This is a genomic window from Brachybacterium sp. SYSU DS0246 (assembly GCF_059391765.1).
Map to the genome: position 1 here is coordinate 99378 of NZ_JBZXYT010000002.1, position 22508 is coordinate 121885.

The following is a 22508-nucleotide window of genomic DNA, read 5'->3' on the forward strand; positions in this document are numbered from 1 at the left end:
TGATGGTCACGATCAGTGCTGCACGTTACGCCGCCCTGTACGGCCCCACCGCCGGCGACCAATTGCGCCTGGGTGACACGGACCTGTGGATCCAGGTCGAGGAGGACCGCACCGTCGGCGGTGAGGAAGCCGTCTTCGGCGGAGGCAAGTCGATCCGTGAATCGATGGGCCAGGGCGGGACGACCCGTGCCCAGGGCGCACCGGACACGGTCATCACGAATGCTGTGGTGCTGGATCACTGGGGTGTGGTGCGGGCCGACGTCGGCCTGCGCGAGGGGCGCATCGTCGCGCTCGGCAAGGCAGGCAACCCCGACGTCTCCGACGGGATCCACCCGGATCTGCAGATCGGCCCGTCGACCGACGTCATCGCCGGGGAGGGCAAGATCCTCACCGCGGGCGGCTTCGACATGCACGTACACCTGCTCTCGCCGTCCCAGATCCACGAGGCCCTCGCCACCGGGATCACCACCGTCGGCGGCGGAGGCACCGGCCCCTCCGAGGGCAGCCGCGCCACCACCGTCACGCCGGGTGCCTGGCACCTGGCCACCATGCACCAGGCCTTCGATCAGTTGCCGGTGAATCTGCTGCTGCTGGGCAAAGGAAACACCGTCTCCGCCGAGGGGCTCGCCGAGCAGGCGCTCGGAGGCGCCGCCGGGTACAAGGTCCACGAGGACTGGGGCGCGACGCCCGCCGCCATCGATGCCTCGCTCCGAGCCGCCGGGGAGCATGGCCTGCAGGTCGCCCTGCACTCGGACTCGCTGAACGAGGCCGGGTTCGTCGAGTCCACGATCGAGGCGATCGGCGGGCGCAGCATCCACGCCTTCCACATCGAAGGCGCCGGCGGCGGTCACGCCCCGGACATTCTCGAGATCGCCTCCCTGCCCAACGTGCTGCCGGGTTCGACGAACCCGACCCTTCCGCACACCGTGAACACCGTCGCTGAGCACCTGGACATGCTCATGGTGTGCCACCACCTCAAGGCGTCCGTCCCCGAGGATCTCGCCTTCGCCGAGTCCCGCATCCGCGCCGCCACCATCGCCGCAGAGGACATCCTGCACGACATGGGCGCGCTGTCGATCACGTCCTCGGACGCCCAGGCGATGGGCCGGATCGGCGAGGTCATCACCCGCACCTGGCAAGTCGCCCACGTGATGAAGCAGCGCCTCGGGTCGCTCGGGGACACCCTCCCGGCCGACAACGAACGCGCCCGCCGTTACGTCGCGAAGTACACGATCAACCCCGCGGTCGCCCACGGCGTCGATGCGCACATCGGATCCGTGGAGCCGGGGAAGATGGCTGATCTCGTGCTGTGGGATCCGAGGTTCTTCGGCTCCCGCCCCTCGCTCGTGCTCAAGGGCGGCACTATCGCCTGGGCAGCGCTCGGGGACCCGGGCGCCTCGATCCCCACCCCGCAGCCGGTGCTCATGCGACCCGCCTTCGGCGACGCGATCGGGGCACGCACCTCCGTCTCCTTCGTCGCGCCGTCGGCCCTCGAGGACGGATTGCGCGATCGCCTGGGGCTGCAGCGGCAGCTGCTCCCGGTCGCCTCGACCCGCGAGGTCACCAAGGCGGACCTGAAGAACAACGATGCCCTGCCGCGCATCGACATTCGGCCGGACACCTTCGAGATCAGCATCGACGGTGAGCCGGTCGAGCCCGCGCCCGCCACAGAGCTGCCCCTCGCCCAGCTGTACCAGATGTTCTGATCGATGAGTTCGACCCTGGCGATGCTGCTGGCGGATTCCCGTCTGCCCGTCGGCGCCCATGTCACCTCCAACGCGCTCGAGGCAGCTCTGCGCACTGAGCTCGAGCCTGCCCAGGTGGGGGACTACCTCACCTCGCGGATGCTCACGGTGGTCCCGGTCGAGGCGGGCACCGCCGTGGTCGCCCGGCAGCTGGGGCTGCAGGGCCTGCGTGCGTCCGCGGCGCCGGAAGACGCGCGGATCGAGCGTCTGCACGCCGAATGGGCCGCCCGCACTCCGAGCCGCGCCCAGCGCGAGATCACCGTGGCCCTCGGCGACGGCCTGCGCCGCCTGGCCGACGTGCTCTGGCCGGGTGCCGTCCCCGCGGCCGGCCTGCCCCGACCGATCGTGCTCGGCCTCATCGCCGCCGCGGCCGGTCTCGGCGCCGCCGATCTCGTCCGCCTGGTCGCCTATGACGACGCCCAGACCGTCGTCGCCGCCGGGTTGAAGCTCGAACCGTCCGATCCCCGCGCCGCCACCCGCCTCGTCCTCGAGGCCTGCGGGCGGCTTGACCCCCAGGTGGCCGCGCTCGCCGCGCTCACCGACCCGGCGCAGATCCCCTGCACCGGGGCTCCACTGACCGAAGGCTGGGCCGAAGCCCAGACGCAACTGCCCAGGAGGCTTTTCCGTGCCTGAGAACACCGCCGCCGCGTCCACGACTCCCGCCGCGTCCGCGACTTCCGCCGCATCCACGACGGCCGCCGCGACCCGCGCTCCGGCTCCCGGAGAGACACCCCAGCGCGCACTGCGCCTGGGTGTGGCCGGCCCCGTCGGCACCGGCAAGAGCTCGCTGATCGCGACCATCTGCCGCGCCCTGGCCGACGAGATCCGCATCGGCGTGATCACCAATGACATCTACACCGACGAGGACGCCCGCTTCCTCCGCTCCGCCGGCGTGCTCGATCCCGACCGCATCCGGGCCGTGGAGACCGGCGCCTGCCCGCACACCGCGATCCGCGATGACGTCACCATGAACCTCACTGCCGTCGAGGACCTCGAACGCGACTTCGCCCCGCTGGATCTGGTGCTCGTCGAATCCGGCGGCGACAACCTCACCGCCACGTTCTCGCCGGCGCTGGTCGACGCCCAGATCTTCGTGCTCGACGTGGCCGGAGGCGGGGACGTGGCCCGCAAGGGTGGCCCCGGCATCGGCCGCGCGGACCTGCTCGTGGTCAACAAGGTCGACCTTGCGCCGCACGTCGGCGTGGACGTCGAGCAGATGGTCGCCGATGCCACCGAGGCCCGCGAGGGCGGGCCCGTCCTGGCCGTCTCCCGCCAGCTCGAGGACACCGTCGCCGCGCTGAAGGCCTGGGTCCTCGAGGTGCTCGCCGCCCAGCGCGCCGGCACACACGAGCCGCAGGATCCGGGCCCGATGGCCCCGCACTTCCACGCCGACGAGGACGGGGGAGTGCTCCATTCGCATGAGGACGGCGATCACGACCATGCCCATGCAGGCGACAGCGCCGGCGGCGGGCACGACCACGCCCACCCGGGTGAGCGAGCCGGATATGACGGGGCCGTGACGAGCGAGGCGGAAGGCAGCGCACCGGCTCCGGCTGCCTCCGCATGACGCGGATCTGTATCGAGCCCTCGGGTGGCGGAGCGGTCCGGCTCGACCTGGAAGCCGGCCTGCTGCAGCCGCGGCTCGTCACCCGGGGCCGGAACTCGGCGCACGTGGCCCTCGTCGCCGGCGGGGCGATGCTCCTCGGCGGCGATCGTGTGACCGTGGACGTCCACGTCGGGGCAGGCTGCGCCCTGGAGATCGAGGACGTCGGCGGCACCGTCGCCTACGAGAGCCGCGGTTCCCGCAGTCGTTTCGACGTGCGCATCGTCGTGGAGTACGGCGGCTCGCTGATCTGGCGGGCGCAACCCTTCGTCGTCACCGACGGCGCCGCGGTGGACCGCGACACCACCATCGCCCTGGGGGAGGATGCGTGGCTGCTGCTGCGGGAGACGCTCGTGCTGGGTCGCACGGGGGAGCGAGGTGGCGAGCTCGTGGCGCGCATGCACGCTCGCACTGCCCTGGGCGCGCCCCTGCTGCTCGAGGACCTGGCGCTGTCCGGGACAGAGCCGCGGGCCGGAGTGCTGGGCGAACATCGGGTGCTCGACAGCGCGATCCTGCTGGGGCGGCGGCCGGAGTCCGGAGCGCAGGGCAATGCAGCCGTAGCCGCGCCGACCATTCTCGAACTCGACGCGCCCGGCGCGATCGCGCGGGCGGTGGCGGACCGAGCGCACAGCACCGGGGTGGAGGCGCAGTTCGAGGCGTGGGCGCTGTGAGCCCTCTGGGGTCAGCTTGAGTTCACCAGGCCCTCACTGACCCGCAAGTACGTTACGACCGATGTGCTCACGGGAATGGCGGACGCCACGTAGTACTAGTCGTTCCAGTCGAACTCTTCACCGCGATGCGTCGTGTTGGCACGCCGTACTCGAGCGAGTTCACGAAGCTGCTCAACCCGGGAATGGTCGAACTCGGCCGTCCGTTGCATGCGTACCTTCAGCTCGGCTCCGAGATTATTGCCTTCAAGGGTCGCTCGCACGACAGGAATGCGGCCCGCATCTAAGATAAGTTCAACAAGGTCAACCGTCTGTGCACCCGTCTGGCTTGAGAATTCACCGACGACTTTTCCGTCGATCATGACCTCCACGGTGCGGACAGTGCCTCGAGCTCCCGACCATGCTGGGCGCAGTGTTGCCGCAAGTGGGACTGCGTGACCCGGCGTTGTGAGAGGTCCGAGCACGTCCATATGCTCGTTCTCCTTGGTCACCTGTATGACGCGGCCGGTCGGGACGATCTCGCAGTCCCCGACCGGCATTGCGTTGTGCGGCCTCAGATCCTCGGGTTCCGGCAACCCAATGCTGGTCTGCACATCCCAGCGACGATTTCGAGTCTGGTACCACGCGGCGACGCGGGCCGGGACCTCGAGGTAGGTGCCAGATTTCTCAGCCATCTCGCGCAGAGCCGTCGAGTAGCGACTGGACAGTTCGGCGGGAAGAAATCCTGCGCGGAGGCCATCGATCCACACCGCCACTGCGGTGCCGCTGCTATGAGGATTATGGGGGTCGGGATAGAGAGCTGCCGTCTTCTCGAGCCGGACCGTCTGTCCAGTTCGCGGCTCCGTCGCGAGGATCTTGTCGTACGACTCCAGGCGGTAGTACTCGCCGACGATGTCGACGTGGCGCGTGGTCGGAACCCACGGCGACACGGCCGCTCCGCGCGGCGACGGCGGCACGTGGCCCCGTTTCTGGCCGGCAGCAGCCACTGAGCGTGCGGGAGTCGCGTCGGGCCGGTAGTCATCCGTTCTTTGAGTCGCTCTCCATGATAAGTAGGCTCGCCAGCCGAATATCACGACATCGACGAGCCACCAAATTCCGGCGCCGCCGACTGTCAGGAGCTTGAGTACGCCGGCCAGAATGTTGCCGTTGACGAATCGGTCAATGCCGATAAAGCCGAGGAAGACCGACAGTAGAGCAATTGCAAGTGCTCGAGTGGCGTCCCGCCGCCCCTCCTTGAGTGGTTGAGCGCTCATGCGTTGTGGACCTCCGGGTTGGTTGCGTGCTGACTCGAGAATCGTACGGAGTCGGACATGTCCGGAACGCGGCGGTAGCCGAAACGTAACCGACTCAGCTTGTCGACCGTTTAGCGCGACGGCGATGATCCGCCAAATCTCGGCGCCGCCGTCTGAAGCGGAGCGCGACCGGAAGCTACCCTTTCTGATGCCCTGACCACTCATGCGCCCGTGCTGACAAAGGAGTCATCGATGACTGCCTCTTCCCCCGCCCCGAGCCACGACGGCCCGCCCCCGGCGCGGTTCGTCCGCGGTGACCCGTACCACCTCGATCACTCGGAGGTGAAGGATCCGCCGACGGGCTGGATCGCTTCCTCGAAGTTCTTCGGCCCTGGCCTGATCGTCTCGGCCTCCGTCGTCGGCGCCGGCGAGCTGATCACGGCCACCTCACTCGGTGCCGAGGCCGGGTTCGTGCTGCTGTGGCTGGTATTCATCTCGACCATCGTCAAGGTGGCGGTGCAGGTGGAGATGGCTCGCTACGCGATCGTCACCGGCGAGGGCGCGATGGAGGGCTACAACCGCGTCCCGCCCCGGTTCGGCCGCATCAGCTGGGTCTTCGCGATGTGGGCGCTGATGGCGATCAGCAAACTGGTCCAGACCGGCGGACTCATCGGCGGCATGGCCGCGGCCCTGTCGATCCTGCTGCCGCTGGGCTTCGGCCCCCTCTCACCGGCGGCCATGACGATCTGGGGCATCGTAGTCACAGCCGCCGCGATCGCCACCCTGATCGCGAACCGCTACGGGCTGATCGAGAACGTCGCCACCTTCCTGACCATGGCGTTCGTGGTGGTCACGATCTTCGTGGTGATCGGCCTGCCCTTCAGCGAGTTCGCCTACAGCGGGGGCGACCTCGCCTCCGGCTTCAGCTTCCAGCTGCCGCTCGGCGCACTCGGCATCGCCATGACCATGTTCGGCCTGACCGGCGTCGCCTCCGAGGAGATCACCGCCTACACCTACTGGTGCCTGGAGAAGGGTTACGCCCGCTGGTCCGGCCCCAACGACGGCTCAGAGGCCTACCGCCGCCGCGCCAACGGCTGGATCGCCGTGATGCAGAAGGACGCCATCGTCTCCTGGGTCATCTACACCGTCTCCACGGCGGCGTTCTACATCCTCGGCGCAGCCGTGCTGAACCCGCAGGGCCTCGTGCCCGAGGGCAACGAGATGATCCGCACCCTCTCGGAGACCTTCAGCGGCGTCTTCGGCGAGACCGGCCGGATCGTCTTCCTCATCGGCGCCCTCGCGGCGCTCGGCTCGACGATCTGGGCGGCGATCCCCTCCTGGTCGCGGTCCTGGACCAACGCGCTGTCCATCGTGGGCGTCTTCGACTGGACCGACAGCCGACGCCGCAACTGGTGGATGCGATTCTTCATCGCCGCCCTGCCGACGGTGTGGCTGCTGACCTTCCTGTGGATCAACGAACCGCTGGTGATGATCATGGTCGGCGGCATCGCCGGCGGCATCTTCCTGGCTGCGGTGGCCGTCTCCGCGCTGTACCTGCGCGGACGCATCGAGCCCGAGCTGCGCGGCGGCGGGTTCATCAAGGTGGCCCTGATCGTCAGCGCGGTCGCGATCATCGCGCTGGGGATCTACTCGGCTGTGACGACGGTGGTGGGCTGAGCGAGGCGCGGGCCCGTCGCTGAGGGTACCCCTCGCCGCCACGGGGCCCTTTCGCTGCGGGTACCCCTCGCCGCCACGAGCACCCCCTCGTTGAGGCCGCAATGGCCACCCCTAAGCGGCCTCAACGAGGGGGTGCTTGGTGTCTTGAGGAATACACGGTGAGTGGAGGGGTTCGGGTACCAGGGGCGCTCCGTGACCAGAGGAAACGCCCGCTCAGAGTTCCGTGACGAGCCCGGTACGCTGAGCGGCCCGTGCGCGGCACCCCGCGCTCAGGGCTCCGTGACCAGCCCCTGCTCGACCATGTACTCGAAGGCCACGTCGGCCGGGAGCTCACCGCCCTCGTCGACCCGCAGGTTCAGCGCACGCAGCGCCTTGTCGGTGATGAAGGGCGTGACCTGGGCGTAGACGTCGGCCAGCTGCGGGTAGGTCTCCAAGGTGGTGGAGTTCAGGACCGGGGCCACGTTGTAGGCGGGGAAGAAGCCCAGGTCGTCCTCGAGCACGGTCAGGTCGAGGCTGTCGAGGCGGCCGTCGGTCGTGAAGACCTCGCCGAAGTTGCACGAGCCCCGGTCGGTCGCGGTGTACACGGCGCCGGTGTCGTAGATGCTGATGTTGTCCGCAGGCACCCCGTCGGCGTCGCCGCGGGGGATGCCGTAGGTCTCCAGCATCGGCAGCAGCCCGTCGGCCCGGGAGTTGAACTCGGCCTCGACGCAGAGGGTGCGTTCCTCGACGGGAAGCTCGGCGAGGTCGCTGAGCGTGCTCACTCCGCCGAGCTCCTCGATGGCCTCGGTGCGCACGGCGAAGGCGTAGGTGTTGTTCAGCGGCGCGGGCTCGAGCCAGGTCAGGCCGTTCGCAGCGTCCGCCTCGCGCACGGCCTCCCACTGCTCATGCTTGTCCGGGATGCCCTCGGTCTCACCGAGGTAGGTCAGCCAGGCCGTGCCCGTGTACTCCCAGGTCATGTCGGCGCTGCCGGAGGTCATCAGCTCACGCGCCGGGACGCTGCCGGGCACGTTGGTGAGGTCGTTGACGGTGAAGCCGGCGGCCTGGGCGGCGAGCACGCCGATCTTGCCGAGGATCAGCTGCTCGGTGAAGTTCTTCCCGGTCACGGTGATGGTGGCGTCATCCGGCAGGCCGTCGACGGGCTGGATCGAGCCGGGGGCGACCTCGGGCGTGTAGGCGGTGGCCGGACGCAGACCGCAGCCGGCCAGGGGGAGCAGGGCGAGCCCGGCCAGGGCGCCGAACTCGCGGCGACCCAGGCGGGAGCGGGCGGCGGGGGCGGCCTTGGAGGGTGCGGAGGTGGTGCGGGGCAGCATGCTCGATCACAGTCCCTTCGGTCGGGCGATGTGCTCGACGACGCGTCCGAGCCAGTCGATGAACAGGGCGAGCAGCGCGACCAGCAGGGCGCCGGCGATGAGGACGTCGAAGAGGTAGAGGTTCACGCCGGTGGTGATCAGCAGGCCGAGGCCGCCGCCGTTGACGAAGGCGGCCAGCGAGGCGGTGCCCACCAGCAGCACCAGTGCGGTGCGCACGCCGGAGAGCATGACGGGCACGGCCAGCGGCAGCTCCACGCGCAGCAGCACCGCGAGGGAGGTCATCCCCATGCCGCGGCCGGCCTCGACCAGGCGCTGGTCGACGCCTTGGATGCCGATCATCGTGTTGCGCAGCACCGGGAGGACGGCGTAGAGCACCAGCGCGATCACCGCGGCCCGGAAGCCGTTGGGGATGAGCGCCGCCAGCAGCACGATGAGGCCGACGGCGGGGGCCGCCTGGCCGACGTTCGCGATCGCGAGCACGGGTTCGGCCACGGCCCGCATCGGGCCTCGGGTGAGCAGGATGCCCAGGGGGATGGCGATGACCAGCACGATCACCGTGGCCACGAACGTGAGCGCGAGGTGCTGCCCGGTCAGCTCCAGCAGCGAGGACGGGTTCAGGGTGGTTCGCTCGGATTCCGACAGCGGCGCGAACGCGAGCCAGATCCCGAAGCCGACGAGGATGGCCAGGAGCACGGCGATCTGCACGCCGAGCGCCCGCCAGCCCCGGATGGACTCGTCCGTGGCCGTGGAGGTTTCTGCTGGGGTCCCGACCTCAGTCATCGGCGGAAGCCTCCGCGTCCTCGGCGGGAACGGCCGCGACCGTGCCGGTGTTGGTGCCCACCGGCGCATCGGTCGAGCGCTCGGCGGCGGCTTCGCGGGCTGCGGTGATCGCGTCCATCACCGTCTCGACGTCCACGACGCCCTCGAAGACGCCGTTGCGGCCGGTGACGAGGCAGGCGCCGGCGCTGGAGACGAGCATGGTGTCCAGCGCATCGTTGAGGGTGGCGCCGGAGCCCACGGCCGGCAGCGCCGGGTCCAGCTCCGTGGGCAGCTGCTGCATGCGGGACAGGGCCCGACGGGAGGGCCAGGCGATCGGCCGGTCGCGCTTGTCGGTGACCACGACGTGGTTGTGTCCGATCTGCTTCGCGCGCTCCAGGGCCTCGGCCGCGTTTCCGCCGGCGGGGGCCACGACCGCCTCGATCGTCTCGACCTCGCGCACCCGGCGCAGGGCGAGCTGCTTCAGCGCCGCGCCGGAGCCGATGAAGTCCTCGACGAACTCGTCGGCGGGCTCGGCGAGGATCCGCTCGGGGGTGTCGTACTGGACGATCTGGGCGCTGTCGCGGAAGACGACGATCCAGTCGCCGAGCTTCACGGCCTCGTCGAAGTCGTGCGTGACGATGACCATCGTCTTGCGCACCTCCTGCTGGATCCGGATCAGCTCGTCCTGCAGGCGCTGGCGGGTGATCGGGTCGACCGCGCCGAAGGGCTCGTCCATCAGCAGCACCGGGGGATCGGCGGCGAGGGCGCGGGCCACGCCGACGCGCTGCTGCTGGCCGCCGGAGAGCTCCTTGGGGTACCGGTGGCGGTACACGTCGGGGTCCAGGCCCACCAGCTCGAGCAGTTCGTCGATACGGGCGGTGATGCGGGCCTTGTCCCAGCCGAGCATCTTGGGCACCAGCGCGATGTTCTGGGAGACGCTCATGTGGGGGAAGAGCCCGCCGGCCTGGATGACGTAGCCGATGCGGCGGCGCAGCTGGTCGCCGTCGATCGAGGTGACGTCCTCATCGCCCAGCATGATGCGGCCCTCGCTGGGCTCGATCAGGCGGTTGATCATCTTCAGCGTGGTGGTCTTGCCGCAGCCCGAGGGGCCCACGAGCATCACCACCTGGCCCTCGGGGATCTCGAGGGTCACGCCGTCCACGGCGGGGCGCGCCTGCCCGGGGTAGCGCTTGGTGACGTCCTCGAGGCGGATCGAGCGTCCGCTGATCTCGTGGTCCGCGGGTGCGATGGTCTGGTCGGTGTCGGTCAACGGATGCCCTTCGAGGTCGTGAGCCTGCCGATGCCCAGCAGGATGAGGTCGAGGATCAGTGCCAGCAGCACCACGCCGACGATGCCGGTGATGACGGATTCGATCGCTCCCGCACCGCCCAGGCGCGAGAGCCCCTGGAAGATGAACCCGCCGAGCCCCGGTCCCAGCACGTAGGCGGCGATGGCGGCGACGCCCATCACCATCTGCGCCGAGACCCGCACGCCGCTGAGGATGACCGGCCAGGCCAGCGGCAGCTCGACGCGGAAGAACGTGCCCAGGCGGCTCATGCCGACGCCGCGGGCGGATTCGATGACGGCGGGGTCGACGCCGGCGAGGCCGACGATCGCGTTGCGCAGGATCGGCAAGGTTGCGAAGAAGACGATGACGATCACGGCAGGGGCCACGCCGAATCCGAACGGCGCGACCATCAGCCCGATGAGGGCGAAGGAGGGGATCGTCAGCCCGATCGCGCTGACCGCGTTCGCGACGCCGCGGCCGGTGGGACTGCGGTGGACCAGCGCGGCGATCGCCACGGCGATCAGCGTCGCGATGGCGACCGATTGGACGACGAGACTGAAATGCTGGAACGAGGCGAAGATGATCTCACCGGAGCGAGAGCGGACGAATTCGCCGATGTTCACAGAAGCGCCTCAGATGTCGTCTCGGATGCAGTCGGAATCGTGCATGCGGAAGCTCCCCGATGGTGTTCATGGGGCGCCCCGCTGGTCGTCGACGCTAGAGGGCGGGGCGGGGGAGGGCAAGCGAGCGGCGTCGATTCGGGATGCGGAAGGGGTCTGGCGCGGCAGGTCGAGTGGGCGGCCGTCGGGTTATCAGGGGAGGTCACGGCGGGGATGCCGGCTCGACGGAGCGACGCAGATCACGAAGGGGTAACGGGTGCGCTGCCTCGGCCGCCGGCGACCCTTGCCAGATCCGTGGGCGGCTCGTGTTCGTCGGCCCACGCGCTCTTGTGCCGGGGCGGACCTAGTGACCCGGACACATGTACGTGTCGGCCGCACGTGAGCGCGATGGCGGCCAACCCGTCGTTCCTCCCCAGACATGCACGATCCACAGCGATGCCCATGTCGTGGCGCTCGCTCAGCGGTGCCACCACGCTCGGGGAATGACCATCGACTATGCGCACGGCACCGGTCCCGACGACCTCAGTGACATTCCCGAACCGCGCGTCCGGCAGGTCCCATGGTTCCTCGGGGACGCTCCGACGTCGACCACAGAACCGGCCGACGCAGCCCGACCGGCCGCTATGGCGGTGGGGCTCGACCAGTTACCGTTCTTCCGGACGATGCGACATCTGGTCGACTTCATCGGGGAGGGCCGACGGCTCACCAAACGGGGCGACCTGTTCGCGGTGGACCGCCGGCAGGTCGAGAGGTCTATCTTCGGCGACGCACCGATCGATACGTGGTGGCGGCACCGCGGCGACTCACTCACGCAGTTCGTATGGAGCGTCTTGATCCGGCACGGTGTGCTTCTTCGCGCGGACGGATCGGTGCGTGTCTCCGAGGGGCACCGAGCATCCTCGATGGCCGGCACGGTCCCCGGTCTGGACGTCGATGAGGCACAGTCCATGATCGAGATCGGGCTCGAGCATGCCGACGTCGGCACCGGCCTGTGGTTCGGCGGGACGGGGGGAGTTCTCAGCGAGGACAGTCTCGATGCCGTTCTGGTGGCGAGCGGACCGGACGGGCTGGTGCTCCCGGACCATCCCGGGGACGCGGAGCTCATCCATTGCTCCGAGACTGTGCACTTCCTGGTCGGCCTTCTGCGCCATCCGCATATCCGTGACGTGCCGATCGACCGTCGCACCGGGCATGTCGTAGCCGCCGAGCTGTGGCGGCTCGTTCGCGTCTCCCTGAGCATGGACAATCTGGTCAGCAGGGGGCTGGTGCTCGGAGGGGGTTGCGACGATGAGGCAGAGCGAGATCTCGGGAGAACCTATCGTGCACCTGTCGAGGTGCGTGGAGCAGTCGCCAGGATGCGCGAGCGGCGCGCCGCGACGGATCCCGGTGACGGCTCGTGACGTAGGCAATCAGGACAGGCGTTGCTGCGTGAGTCTTAGGCGGGGCCCGTGAGGACTGCCAACGCGCGTGAGCAATGTGCGCCCACGTCTCTGCGGGTCCGTTCCAGCTGCGCCGCACCCTCGGGGTCGACGGGGACTTCATCGCAGGCGATCCGGAATGCATCCGGGATCGCTCGGGCCATTTGTATCGCCATTTCAAGGACGTCATCAACCAGAGCCTCGCCGAGCAGATCCGCGGCGAACTTCTCCACGTGGTGGCGACGTATCCGCGAAAATTCCTTCTCGCCGCCGATGCCCATCGCCACCTTCGGCCAGTCGGCGCCGTATCCCAGACCTGTGGAGACGTCGTACAGGGGAGCGAGCGCCACGTCATCCGGCGTCAGCAGCACCGAGTAGTTCTTGGCGTGCCCGTCGGGAGCTCCGATTAACCAGTTCGCGAGCACTGACCGCACGAACGTGATGATGTCCATGCCCGAGGCGCCGTGCAGGGTCAGAAGTTCCACCACATCTTTCGCGGTCACGTTGTACTTGGCGCCGGGAAGGGTGGATGTCGCCTGGCAGAGATCTTCCTGATGGGCGCGCAGCAGCTGGCCGTCCGGCGTGGGGACGCGGTCGAAGCGCGCCACGACGATCGCAGGCTCGCCGTCGAAGAGCATGTACTGCGAGGGTGCGGTGGGCATGCCCAGAATCTGGAAGGTTCGCAGCGAGACGTGCTCGATCAGCGCCTGCTTGTTGAGTCCGCGAACCCCTGGCTTGACGATGTGAGTGGTCGGCTCGGCGCCGTGCGCCACGAACCACCTCTCGTCTTTCCGGCGAAGCGTGAACTTGGACTGTGCTCCGGCCAGGGACCAGTGCTCATGTCCTCCCAGCCACGGTTGGTCAGGGTTCTCTCTGAGGGCTCTGATGCGTTGGCCGATGTCTTGTTCTGACACAGGCTCCAGGCCACCGGCGCCCAGGTCAGCCATCACCTCGTCCGAGAGGAACTGGATCGCGCCGGGGCAGTCCCGGCCGATGACCGACAGCAGTGCGAAGGGGTTGTTGGCGGAGACGTGGAACTGGGTGGCGATGGCTCTGCGTGCATCTTCTGAATCTGGCAGCAGTCCCTCGATGTAGGCGCGCGCCTTGCGCCGCTGGACTGGCTTTGTGCTCGGCGCGAAGGCCAGAGAGACGCGCGCGGTGTCCTCCAGGGGCGGGGTGACGAGTTCGAGCGCTCCTCCGCGGATCTCGTCGAGATACCCGATCACTCTCCCGTTGGTGACCATGTGCAGACGTTTGATCACGCGTCAGCTTCGTTCTCGTGGTCGTCGTGCTGCGCTTCGCTGCGGGGCCCGCGCGCTAACGAGGCTGCCATGGAGGCTCGACTGGCTTCGATGGCTCTGAGCAGAGACTCCGTGGACCGGGGGGAGGCGGCCTTCATCGCTGCCGCGAGGGCGGGGGCAGTGTTCTTCTGCATGATCCTGGCGATCTCGTCCGGTCGCGTCTGTCGGATGGCGTCGATAGCCGCTTGCGTGATCGCGTTCGTGGAGACCTGAGGGATTACGGGCATCTGAACCTGTGGCATCGGCACCGTAATCTGCCGGGTCGTCGTCTCGTGGGGGCCGTCGTCGCTGGTGAGTTGGACGTCCAGAGTCTCGAGGACGGAGAGGATCTTGGTGAGTTCCGCGCGGGGCCGGGTTCCTTGTTCGACGCCGATCAACCAGTCGCGAGAGACCCCGGCTGCGCGGGCGAGGTCGGCCTGGGTGAGGTTCTGAGTAGTGCGGGCGTCTCGGATGGCGGCCCCGATGTCCTGGGGCGTGCGCAGTCGACGGCTGGTCATACAGCGATAGTAGGCGCGCCGACCGCTAATGTCGAGGTACTACGACAAGCGCAGTTGTCGACAAATGTCGACATTGCGCAGTCTGGAAGGAGTGCCTGCTTGTCACGCTGTGTCGACGTACGGCGACGTGGCGAAACGTCGACGTAGGACGACATAGGAGACTTCGGGCCCCGACCTGCACCCATGTCGCCCGCTTCGGTCGGCTCATGAGCAGCCAGACGACGACGGTACTGCCGGGAACCTCAGGTGGTGCGAATCAACTCGACGCCGACACCTCGACCGGAGCGGTCACAGCCTCATCTCCCGCCCCCTGACGCCGGTGCACGAGATACGACCAGCCGGCGATCCCCAGTCCCAGGATCGCCAGCACGACGCCCGTCCACGCCGGGGCGACCAGGCCCCAGCCCGCGGCGAGCACGGCGGCGCCGAGCGCGGCCCCGAGGGAGTTGCCGATGTTCAGCGCCGAGTGATGCAGTGCGGCGGCGAGCGAGGGGGCGTCGGGGGAGGCGTCCAGCAGGAACAGCTGCAGCGAGGGCCCCATCAGCTGGGAGGTCACGGCGATCGCGAGCAGCAGGACCATGCCGGCGATCGCCTGGTGGGCGACGAGCGCGAACACCGCGAGGCTGAGCATCATCCCGGCCAGGCCCAGGAAGATCGTGCCGTAGATGCTGCGATCGGCGAGGCGGCCGGCGAGCAGGTTCCCCGCCGTCATGCCGATCCCGAAGACGAACAGCGCGATGGGCACCGCCCGCTCGCCGAGGCCCATCACGCCCGGCACGATCTCGCCGATGTAGCTGTAGACGGCGAACATGCCGCCGAAGCCGATGGAGCCGATGCCGAGCCCGAACCACACCTGGGCGCGCCGCAGGGCCCGCAGCTCGCCGCGGATCGACGCAGCCGCTCCGGTGCCCTCGGGCTCCGGCACCAGGCGCCAGACGGCGAGCGTGCTGGCCGCGGCGATCACCACCACGATCACGTAGGCGGAGCGCCAGCCGATGCTCTGGCCGAGCGCCGTGGAGGCCGGGACGCCGAGCATCGTGGCGATGGTCAGGCCCAGCATTACCAGCGAGACGGAGCGGGCCCGTCGGCCGACGGGGGAGAGTCGCGCGGCCACCAGGGAGGCGACGCCGAAGTAGGCGCCGTGGGGGAGCCCGGCGAGGAAGCGCGCCGCGGCGAGGACCGTGAAGTCCGGCGCCAGGGCAGAGAGCAGGTTGCCCGCGCCGATCAGTCCGATCAGCAGCACCAGCAGGCGGGCGCGGGGGATCCGCACGGCGGCGATCGTCACCAGCGGTGCGCCGACGACGACCCCGAGAGCGTACAGGCTGATGAGCATGCCGGCCTGGGAGATGCTCACCTCGAGCGAGTCCGCGATCTGCGGCAGCAGCCCCATGCTGGCGAACTCGGTGGTGCCGATCGCGAAGGCGCCCAGGGACAGCGCCAGGATGACCAGCCGCAGGCGACCGGCAGGCAACGGGGCGGTCAGGGTCGAGGGTTGCGAGGTCACGGGGGCTCCAGCACGTGTCGGCGGGGATTCGCTGCCGACGCTGGAAGCGGTGAGTACCCATCGAGTCTATCGGCGCGGGTGGTGATGGTGGTGGGTGGAGGACGGCCGGCCGACGGGGCGGACCGCGGCCCGCTGCGCGACGAGGTGCGGACCGTCGCGTGCCCCGCCCGCGGACGGCGGTACTGTGCTGACGTGCCGGCCGCAGCCGCCCGGCAGCGCGCGCCCGAGGACGCCGCGCGCTGATCCTCGATTCGTTGGGACGCACCTTGGAACACATCACGATCGCCGGTTACTCCGAGCCCTTCCCTGCCTCCGAAGTCGCCGTCGCCCTGCTCCATGACCGGCTCGAGACTGCCCGCGAGAAGCGCGGCGCCGAGGCGGCCCAGAGACTGGAGAAACTGGTGGGGGAGCGGATCGGTCTGGAGCTCGCAGAGGGCAAGCCCAGCATCGACCTGGCGACCATGCGCTCGATCGTCGACTTCGTCGAGCTGCCCGAGGAGGAGGACAACGTCTCGGGCCTCGGGCGTGCGGTCCGGGGCATCCGGGAGAAGCTCGCCCAGCGGGGCGGGCCCGTGGAGGGCTGACGTCCGGGCTCCCGCGGGGGTCCGCGAACGACCTGCATCGGCTGCGAGGATGCCTCGTGCGGCGGTGGGCAGCTGTCGCTCGGACTGGCCGCGGGCGGGCGTGCCACATCGTGACCTCGCGCCCCTAGACTCGATCGTCAGAGGCGGGAATCGTCCCTGATGAGGCGCGACCGCATGGCCGCGCCATCCGAGTACGGGAGGCCATCGATGACGTCGATACCGCAGAGAATGAGCGCGGTCCAGCTCGTGGGCCACGGCGGGCTCGATCAGCTCGTCTATTCCAGTGATGTCCCCACGCCCAGCCCAGCGCCCGGCGAGGTGCTGATCGATGTGCACGCATGCGGGATGAACAACACCGACGTGTGGGTGCGCGAGGGCGCCTACGGCAGTGACACCGACCCGCAGGAGGTCTCCTCGTGGCGGCGCGGCCGCTCCACGCTGGAGTTCCCGCGCATCCAGGGCACCGACATCGTCGGCCGGATCGTCGCAGTGGGCGAGGGCGTCGACGAGGGCCGCATCGGCCAGCGGGTGATGGTCGACTTCAGCATCTACAACCGGCCCGAGGGCGATGAGTCCTTGGCGGACATCGACTACATCGGTCACGGCCGCGACGGCGGCTACGCCGAGTACGTCGCGGTCCCCTCGGAGAACGCCTACGAGATGAGCGCCGAGATCACCGACGCGGAACTGGCCACCTTCTGCTGCGCCTACCTCACCGCCGAGCAGATGCTGGTGCGCAGCCGCCTGGCCGAGGGGGAGCGGGTGCTGGTCACCGGCGCCTCCGGCGGCGTCGGCTCCGCCATCATCCAGCTCGCCCGGGCACGCGGCGCGATCCCCTACGCCGTCACCAGCCCCGGCAAGGAGGAGGCGATGCGCGAGATCGGCGCCGAGGACGTCATCCTCCGCGACGCGGGAGACCTGGTCGCCGAAGTCGAGCGCGTGGTCGATGCCCCCGTGGACGTGGTCGCCGACCTCGTTGCCGGCCCGATGTTCAACGACCTGCTGCGGATCCTGCGGCCTGAGGGCCGCTACTCCACCGCCGGCGCCATCGGCGGACCGGTGGTGGACCTGGACCTGCGCACGATGTACCTCAAGCAGCTCGAGCTGCACGGCTCCTCGCAGGGCACCCGCACCGCGTTCCGGCGCCTGGCCGGCTACATCAACGACGGCACCATCCGGCCGCTGCTGGATCGCACCTTCCGCCTCTCCGACTTCCACGACGCCCAGCGCACCTTCATGGGCAAGACATACATCGGCAACCTGGTGGTCGTGCCCGACCGGCACTGGGAGAACGTGGGAGCACCGCATGCATCGTGAACGCGTGATCGAACTGATCGACACCCAGGCCGGCGGAGACGTCAGCCGCATCGTCACCTCCGGCATCGAGCCGCTGCCGGGACGCACCGCACTGGAGAAGGCGCGCTTCCTCCAGCAGGAGGGCGACGGGCTGCGCCGGCTGCTGCTCTCGGAACCCTACGGTGACCCGGCGATGTCGGTCGACCTCATCGTCGAACCCGGCCACCCCGAGGCCCAGGCCGGCTACATCATCATGGAGGCGATGGGGTACCCGATGTACTCCGGCTCCAACACCCTCTGCGCCGCCACCGCCCTGCTCCAGAGCGGCATCATCCCCATGACCGAGGGCCTGCAGCAGGTGGTGCTGGAATCCCCCGCGGGGCTGGCCCGGATCACCGCCCGCAATGTCGACGGCCGCGTCGAGTCGGTCACCACTCAGGGCGAGCCCGCCTACGTCGCCGAACGCGGCCTGTCGGTGAACGTCCCCCACTACGGCCGGGTCGAGTTCGACCTGGTCTGGAGCGGCGCCTATTTCGCCATGGTCGACGCCGGCGCCCACGGCTTCGAGCTCATGGCCGACGAACAGATCGCGCTGGCCGCCTTCGGCGACGCGTTCGTGCGCAAGGCCCGCCCCGGCCTGCGCCAGGAGCATCCGACGCTGGGCGACGTGGGCCCGCTGCCGTTCGTCCACTTCATGGGGCGCGTGCGCACGCTGGAGAGCGGCAAGGTCGAGTCCCGCTCGGCGACGTACGTGCATCCGGGCGTGATCTGCCGCAGCCCGACGGGAACCGGTACCTCGGCGCGGCTCGCGCTCATGGCCGGGCAGGGAGAGCTCGCCCCCGGCGACACGCTGGAGACGATCTCCCCGCGCGGCAACCGCTTCGTGGGCGCCGTGATGGGCGAGACCACCGTCGGTGACTTCCCGGCGTGGGACTCGACGATCACGGGCCGGGCCCGGCTGATGGCGCACTCGCGGATCACCGTGGATCTGGATGATCCGCTGGTGGACACGTCGGATCTGGAGAAGCTGCTGACGCCGTGAGCAGCGGGGCGGCGAGGACCGGCCGACGGGATGGTGCGAACCGGCCGACGGGTGGAGAGCCACCCGTCGGCGCGGTGGTGCCCTGCGGTGACGCGATGAGCGAGCCCGAGGCGAAGGCACCGGTGGTGCACGGGCCCACGGTGGATGCGCAGACGCGGTGCGTTCATTACGGGACGGCACTGGACGTGATCGCGATCCGCTTCGCATGCTGCGGCGAGTACTACCCGTGCCATTTGTGCCACGAGGAGACCGCCGGCCACGCCTCCTTCCCGTGGCCCGCGGGGTCGCGCAGTGAGCGGGCCATCCTGTGCGGGGTGTGCTGGAGCGAGCTGACGATCGATGAGTACGTCGGTTCGTCGCAGCGGTGCCCGCGATGCGGCGCCGGGTTCAACCCGGGATGCGCGCTGCACTACGACGTGTACTTCGAGTAGTTCGCGGGTGCGGTCGGAGGCGAGGTCGTCGACCATGCCCTCTCGCTTCGCTCCGGTCTGCGGGCGATGGATGCTCTGCACCTGTCCACGGCGCTTCTCTACGGGGAGGCGATGGCTACGTTCGACAGGGAACTGGCGGCCGCGGCGCAGCAGTTCGGGTTGGAGTTGAGCCTCGAGCGTGGGTAGAGCCCTGCGGACGTTCGGCCGGTGTGGCGAGTTCTGGGTCGCACCGTCCGCACCATGCATTATGGCCCCATGCCGAAGAAGAAGCGACGTCGCGGTCCGCAGCGCACGGGAGATCAGGTGCGGAGCGGCCACCACATCTCCGCGAAACGTGCTGAGCGAGATCGCCTGGCGCTGCTGGCCCAGTTCGTCACGTGGCGCGCCGAGTACGTCCCGGCGAGCCTCGCCGAGGACGAGGCCTCGCATGTGCAGACGCTGCTGGAGCTCAAGGCCGATCAGCTCGAGAGTCCGGACCCGACCTTCTGGACGGACGAGCTGATCGAGGTGCTGCTCACCCAGGTGGTGCCCCGCAAGGTCATCCAGCCGCGGGAGCTCGCCATGGAGCAGGTGCCGGCGCTGGGGGAGTACTTCGGATTCCTGGAGTCGGCCGGGCGCTGGAACCGAAACGGGCTCACCGTGGGTGAGGCGCAGGATGTCCTGGCCGATCTCGAATTCGATGTGCTCGAGGCGGCCGACGACCCGGGCCGGCGCTCGTTCAGCGGGAACATCCTCACCTATGCGGCGAGCCAGGGCGTCATGCTCGAGGACCCGGACGGGATCGCCGACTTCATGGAGTGGTACAACACCGCACTCACGAGTGCGGAGCGTCACCAGCTCTCCGACACCGGACAGCTGCCGCACGCGTCCACGCCCTATACACCCGGTGCCCGCAGTGCTGCCCCGGCGCCCGGTGGGGGCGCGGGTGCGGGAGCGCCGGCGCCCGGGAGTGGCTCGGCCTTCTTCCCGCCGGCGCCCGGCGGCGCCGGCCCGTTCGACGAGTTCGATGAGGGAGCCATCCCGGACGACGACATGGCGGAGTGGCCCTGGTTCCTGCCGGATCGGGACGGGCAGGACCTCGGCGGCTCGGAGGAGACGGGTGAGGTGCTCGATGACCCGCGTGCGCTCGCCGCACTGCATCAGCAGATCCCGCTCGTGAGGCGGGCGGCGAGCCTGCTGGAGTTCGTCGGCGAGGGCCGGCAGGTGACGGCGACGGGAGCGCTGCGCCGGGCCGACGTGAACACCCTCGTGGAGGACTGGGGGATCGACACCGGCCCGCGCCCGGTGACCACGATGTGGCAGGTCCCCGAGCTCGCCGGTCCCTGGGTCGCCTTGGTCACCGGCGGCTGGATCGCCGTGACCAGCACGCGCGTGCGCCCTGGCACCCCGGGAACGGTGCCGTACGTGCCCGTCGACGAGGACACGGAGGACTTCGCCCTGTTCGGGTACGCCGTGATCTCACTGCTGCTGCTCAGGCTGGCCATGGAGGAGGACGAGGAGATGGCGCTGCGCGGCGGCCCCGATACGTTCGCGGCCCTGATGCTCGCGGCAGACCCCGACGGACTCGACCTGCCGGGATTCATGACTGTCCCCTCGGGTGGTCGCAGCATCGACGCGCTCATGCGCCTGCGGCGCACCGAGAGCGACCTCGAACGGCTCGTCGGCTACGGACTGCTGGACGGGCGCCCGACAGAGGACGGCCGCGAGAGGCACTACGAGGGCAACCTCGCCCTGTTCCTCGCGGTCACCAGCGTGATCGGGATCCTGGAAGGCGAGTTAGGCTCGGGGTGACGTCGTGTCGCGTGCCGCGCCTCGGCGGCCTATGCAGTGTCGGGCACGCGGATCATCCGAGCGCAGCCGGCGTCGGCCTGCCCTGCGGAATGAGTTCACACGAGCGGGATTATCGCAACTGACGTAAGACGAGACCGGTCGCGTCGACTGGTGACCGAACTCGAAGCTACTCGAAGAAATTTAGAGTAGTTGCGAGTAGCTTCGAGCTGATGTCGGCGGCAGCCCACTCGTCATGGAAGTGACCACGTGGCACGCGGGTCGCGAGGTGATCTGCCGTCCCAATGGACGACCCCGCTAGCGCGCAGCTCTTCGAGCAGCGCTCGTACCCATGGGCGGGAACGTCCGGTCGCCGCGACGATGTCCCCGGTGCCGAGGGGGTGGTCGCTGGCTCGAAGTACGGAGAGGATTTCTTCCGCCCCTCGAGGCAATGTCGCCTGCTGCTCAGGGCTCAAGCGGCTCAGCGCCGTCAACGTGAGGCGCACACTGCCACTGGTCTGGTGATAGGCGGGATCCGTGAGACCGAGGAGGCGCATCTCCTCGAACATGCGTCGGATCCCTTCCCCGCGTTCCTGGGTGATGCCGAGGTCGGAGCACACCCGAGCGATCCGAGGGTTGCGTGCGTACCGGGAGATGTCGAGCGGCCTGGTGGGGTCCGCGAGCCCGGGAAAGCGCCCGGGACTCTCGATCTCGATGCGCGAGGGGAAGATGTCCACGCGGATGTGGTCTCCGGCCATCGAGTAACTGCGGTGCACAACGGCATTGACGAGACCCTCGAACCAGGCATCCTTCGGCACGAGGGACTGGTCAGTGAATCGCCCGCTGGGTCCGAGGGCGCGGCGGTGCGGCATCCATTGCTCGATACGGGCTGCAGCATCGTCGATGACACGGGCCATCGGTCCTTCGAGGCGCACGTCCATGCCGGACTCGACGGTCTGCCGGCGGCCGGTCCCCGCGACGTCCTCGCTGAAACGCGTGACGCGGACATGGGCCTGGGGAAGCCATTCCTGCGGACGCTTGCCGAGCAGGAGGATGGCGGCCTGGGTGAGTGTGCCGTCCCGGCGCAGCAGGCTCCGTGCCTGCAGAGCGGTGCGGTCGTCGGCGGTCGCCCCGATCGCCTCGCGATACTCGGTGAGCTCGTCGGCGTCCAGATCCTCGATGGCCGCGTCGGCCGCGGGTTCGTACTCGAACTGTGCGCTGCCGCGGTCGTAGTCGAGTTCGCGGCGCTGCGGGTAGGAGAGCTTCTTCGATTCGTCCCCGACGCGCAGATACACCTCCCCGTTGACGGTCTCGTGCACGTGCTCGCTCGGAGGGACGTCGATGCGAAGTACGGAGCGATCGCCGTCGAGGGACAGCCGACTCACCTGAGTTCGTACCGGAGGAATCGTGAAGTCTATCCCCGCCTGCCGAAGCGCATTCTCCTTCTCCGCGGTGATCAGCTCGCCGTCGTAGCGGCCGTCTCGGATCCCGATCGCTATCGTGCCGCCTTCGGCGTTGGCGAAGGCGATGAGCGCACGGGCGAGATCCTTGGGGGCTATCCGGGCGGACTTCCGATCGAACCACTGGTCCTCTGGTGCCTCGGTGAGCCGTCGCAGACGGTCCTGCGGCGGCGTCGCGTCGAGATCATGCAGAGTCGCTGTCGACATGGCACTACTCTAAACTGTTTAGAGTAGCTTCGAGTTGAGGGGTGCCGGCGGGGGACGTGCAGAGTCCGGCCTCGTGCGAGGCTGGTCCGAGGTGACGGT

20 protein-coding genes and 1 pseudogene are annotated in these 22508 nt (G+C 69.2%); 12 read left to right on the top strand and 9 right to left on the bottom strand.

Features of this window, described 5'->3' with window-relative positions; genetic code table 11:
• Positions 1–2: 2 nt before the first annotated feature.
• The 4 genes from AC5020_RS01495 to AC5020_RS01510 all read left to right on the top strand — a co-directional run bounded on the left by AC5020_RS01495 (position 3) and on the right by AC5020_RS01510 (position 4019).
• On the top strand, positions 3–1706 hold the full coding sequence (locus AC5020_RS01495; protein ID WP_464986939.1) for an urease subunit alpha: 1704 nt from the start codon (positions 3–5) through the stop codon (positions 1704–1706).
• Positions 1707–1709: 3 nt separating this feature from the next.
• Positions 1710–2378, top strand: a complete 669-nt coding sequence (locus AC5020_RS01500; RefSeq protein ID WP_464986940.1) for an urease accessory protein UreF — start codon at positions 1710–1712, stop codon at positions 2376–2378.
• Between the two features lie 109 nt (positions 2379–2487).
• Complete coding sequence (gene ureG, locus AC5020_RS01505; RefSeq protein ID WP_494564381.1) at positions 2488–3312, top strand: urease accessory protein UreG; 825 nt, start codon at positions 2488–2490, stop codon at positions 3310–3312.
• Complete coding sequence (locus AC5020_RS01510; RefSeq protein WP_464986942.1) at positions 3309–4019, top strand: urease accessory protein UreD; 711 nt, start codon at positions 3309–3311, stop codon at positions 4017–4019. The genes ureG and AC5020_RS01510 overlap by 4 nt, the downstream gene beginning before the upstream one ends.
• Positions 4020–4114: 95 nt before the next feature.
• On the opposite strand, the gene AC5020_RS01515 is transcribed toward AC5020_RS01510, so the two are convergent.
• Positions 4115–5269 carry a TM2 domain-containing protein gene (locus AC5020_RS01515; protein WP_464986943.1) on the bottom strand — a complete coding sequence of 385 codons (1155 nt, stop codon included), beginning with the start codon at positions 5267–5269 and terminating at the stop codon, positions 4115–4117.
• Between the two features lie 231 nt (positions 5270–5500).
• Between AC5020_RS01515 and AC5020_RS01520 the strand changes: the two genes are divergently transcribed.
• Positions 5501–6925 (top strand): Nramp family divalent metal transporter, encoded by a 1425-nt coding sequence (locus tag AC5020_RS01520; protein WP_464986944.1) that lies wholly within the window; start codon positions 5501–5503, stop codon positions 6923–6925.
• Positions 6926–7194: 269 nt separating this feature from the next.
• Here the strand turns inward: AC5020_RS01520 and AC5020_RS01525 are convergent, their stop codons facing one another.
• Genes AC5020_RS01525 through AC5020_RS01540 form a run of 4 tightly spaced genes read right to left on the bottom strand, consistent with a single transcriptional unit; the run spans position 7195 to position 10899 of the window.
• Positions 7195–8235 carry a glycine betaine ABC transporter substrate-binding protein gene (locus tag AC5020_RS01525; protein WP_464986945.1) on the bottom strand — a complete coding sequence of 347 codons (1041 nt, stop codon included), beginning with the start codon at positions 8233–8235 and terminating at the stop codon, positions 7195–7197.
• Between the two features lie 6 nt (positions 8236–8241).
• Positions 8242–9015, bottom strand: coding sequence for an ABC transporter permease (locus tag AC5020_RS01530; RefSeq protein ID WP_464986946.1), 774 nt, complete (start codon positions 9013–9015; stop codon positions 8242–8244).
• Positions 9008–10264, bottom strand: a complete 1257-nt coding sequence (locus AC5020_RS01535) for an ATP-binding cassette domain-containing protein (protein ID WP_464986947.1) — start codon at positions 10262–10264, stop codon at positions 9008–9010. The genes AC5020_RS01530 and AC5020_RS01535 overlap by 8 nt, the downstream gene beginning before the upstream one ends.
• Positions 10261–10899 (bottom strand): ABC transporter permease, encoded by a 639-nt coding sequence (locus AC5020_RS01540; protein ID WP_377019700.1) that lies wholly within the window; start codon positions 10897–10899, stop codon positions 10261–10263. Before AC5020_RS01540 ends, AC5020_RS01535 begins: the two co-directional genes overlap by 4 nt.
• Positions 10900–11384: 485 nt before the next feature.
• On the opposite strand from AC5020_RS01540, the gene AC5020_RS01545 reads away from it, so the two are divergent.
• Positions 11385–12302, top strand: coding sequence for a hypothetical protein (locus tag AC5020_RS01545; protein ID WP_464986949.1), 918 nt, complete (start codon positions 11385–11387; stop codon positions 12300–12302).
• A gap of 35 nt (positions 12303–12337) precedes the next feature.
• Here the strand turns inward: AC5020_RS01545 and AC5020_RS01550 are convergent, their stop codons facing one another.
• The 3 genes from AC5020_RS01550 to AC5020_RS01560 form a co-directional block, all read right to left on the bottom strand.
• The gene (locus tag AC5020_RS01550; protein WP_464986950.1) at positions 12338–13582 is read right to left on the bottom strand and encodes a HipA domain-containing protein; all 1245 of its coding nucleotides are present in this window, start codon (positions 13580–13582) and stop codon (positions 12338–12340) included.
• Positions 13579–14118, bottom strand: coding sequence for a helix-turn-helix domain-containing protein (locus AC5020_RS01555; protein ID WP_464986951.1), 540 nt, complete (start codon positions 14116–14118; stop codon positions 13579–13581). Before AC5020_RS01555 ends, AC5020_RS01550 begins: the two co-directional genes overlap by 4 nt.
• A gap of 256 nt (positions 14119–14374) precedes the next feature.
• Complete coding sequence (locus AC5020_RS01560) at positions 14375–15622, bottom strand: MFS transporter (RefSeq protein ID WP_464986952.1); 1248 nt, start codon at positions 15620–15622, stop codon at positions 14375–14377.
• Positions 15623–15888: 266 nt separating this feature from the next.
• Here AC5020_RS01560 and AC5020_RS01565 point away from each other — a divergent pair, with 266 nt between their 5' ends.
• From AC5020_RS01565 to AC5020_RS01590, 6 genes and pseudogenes are all read left to right on the top strand, one after another.
• The gene (locus AC5020_RS01565) at positions 15889–16206 is read left to right on the top strand and encodes a hypothetical protein (RefSeq protein WP_464986953.1); all 318 of its coding nucleotides are present in this window, start codon (positions 15889–15891) and stop codon (positions 16204–16206) included.
• Positions 16207–16413: 207 nt separating this feature from the next.
• Positions 16414–17523 (top strand): alcohol dehydrogenase family protein, encoded by a 1110-nt coding sequence (locus AC5020_RS01570; protein ID WP_464986954.1) that lies wholly within the window; start codon positions 16414–16416, stop codon positions 17521–17523.
• Positions 17513–18544: a proline racemase family protein gene (locus tag AC5020_RS01575; RefSeq protein ID WP_464986955.1), complete on the top strand. Its 1032-nt coding sequence runs from the start codon at positions 17513–17515 to the stop codon at positions 18542–18544. The genes AC5020_RS01570 and AC5020_RS01575 overlap by 11 nt, the downstream gene beginning before the upstream one ends.
• Positions 18545–18639: 95 nt before the next feature.
• Entirely contained in the window at positions 18640–18975 is a 336-nt protein-coding gene (locus AC5020_RS01580) for a CHY zinc finger protein (protein ID WP_464986956.1), read from the top strand.
• 33 nt (positions 18976–19008) lie between these two features.
• Positions 19009–19161, top strand: a pseudogene (locus AC5020_RS01585) (PIN domain-containing protein); the annotation flags it as partial.
• A 69-nt stretch (positions 19162–19230) separates the two neighbouring features.
• Positions 19231–20766, top strand: coding sequence for a hypothetical protein (locus tag AC5020_RS01590; protein ID WP_464986957.1), 1536 nt, complete (start codon positions 19231–19233; stop codon positions 20764–20766).
• Positions 20767–20996: 230 nt separating this feature from the next.
• Here the strand turns inward: AC5020_RS01590 and AC5020_RS01595 are convergent, their stop codons facing one another.
• Positions 20997–22409 carry an ATP-binding protein gene (locus tag AC5020_RS01595; RefSeq protein WP_464986958.1) on the bottom strand — a complete coding sequence of 471 codons (1413 nt, stop codon included), beginning with the start codon at positions 22407–22409 and terminating at the stop codon, positions 20997–20999.
• Positions 22410–22508 lie beyond the last annotated feature (99 nt).

Bases quoted from the DNA above. Each gene is read 5' to 3' on its own strand.
- AC5020_RS01530 (WP_464986946.1), bottom strand. From the start codon at position 9,015: ATGACTGAGGTCGGGACCCCAGCAGAAACCTCCACGGCCACGGACGAG.
- AC5020_RS01575 (WP_464986955.1), top strand. From the start codon at position 17,513: ATGCATCGTGAACGCGTGATCGAACTGATCGACACCCAGGCCGGCGGA.
- AC5020_RS01525 (WP_464986945.1), bottom strand. From the start codon at position 8,235: ATGCTGCCCCGCACCACCTCCGCACCCTCCAAGGCCGCCCCCGCCGCC.
- AC5020_RS01570 (WP_464986954.1), top strand. From the start codon at position 16,414: ATGACGTCGATACCGCAGAGAATGAGCGCGGTCCAGCTCGTGGGCCAC.
- AC5020_RS01520 (WP_464986944.1), top strand. From the start codon at position 5,501: ATGACTGCCTCTTCCCCCGCCCCGAGCCACGACGGCCCGCCCCCGGCG.
- AC5020_RS01545 (WP_464986949.1), top strand. From the start codon at position 11,385: ATGACCATCGACTATGCGCACGGCACCGGTCCCGACGACCTCAGTGAC.
- AC5020_RS01500 (WP_464986940.1), top strand. From the start codon at position 1,710: ATGAGTTCGACCCTGGCGATGCTGCTGGCGGATTCCCGTCTGCCCGTC.
- AC5020_RS01595 (WP_464986958.1), bottom strand. From the start codon at position 22,409: ATGTCGACAGCGACTCTGCATGATCTCGACGCGACGCCGCCGCAGGAC.
- AC5020_RS01510 (WP_464986942.1), top strand. From the start codon at position 3,309: ATGACGCGGATCTGTATCGAGCCCTCGGGTGGCGGAGCGGTCCGGCTC.
- AC5020_RS01495 (WP_464986939.1), top strand. From the start codon at position 3: ATGGTCACGATCAGTGCTGCACGTTACGCCGCCCTGTACGGCCCCACC.
- AC5020_RS01590 (WP_464986957.1), top strand. From the start codon at position 19,231: ATGCCGAAGAAGAAGCGACGTCGCGGTCCGCAGCGCACGGGAGATCAG.
- AC5020_RS01555 (WP_464986951.1), bottom strand. From the start codon at position 14,118: ATGACCAGCCGTCGACTGCGCACGCCCCAGGACATCGGGGCCGCCATC.
- AC5020_RS01580 (WP_464986956.1), top strand. From the start codon at position 18,640: ATGAGCGAGCCCGAGGCGAAGGCACCGGTGGTGCACGGGCCCACGGTG.
- AC5020_RS01515 (WP_464986943.1), bottom strand. From the start codon at position 5,269: ATGAGCGCTCAACCACTCAAGGAGGGGCGGCGGGACGCCACTCGAGCA.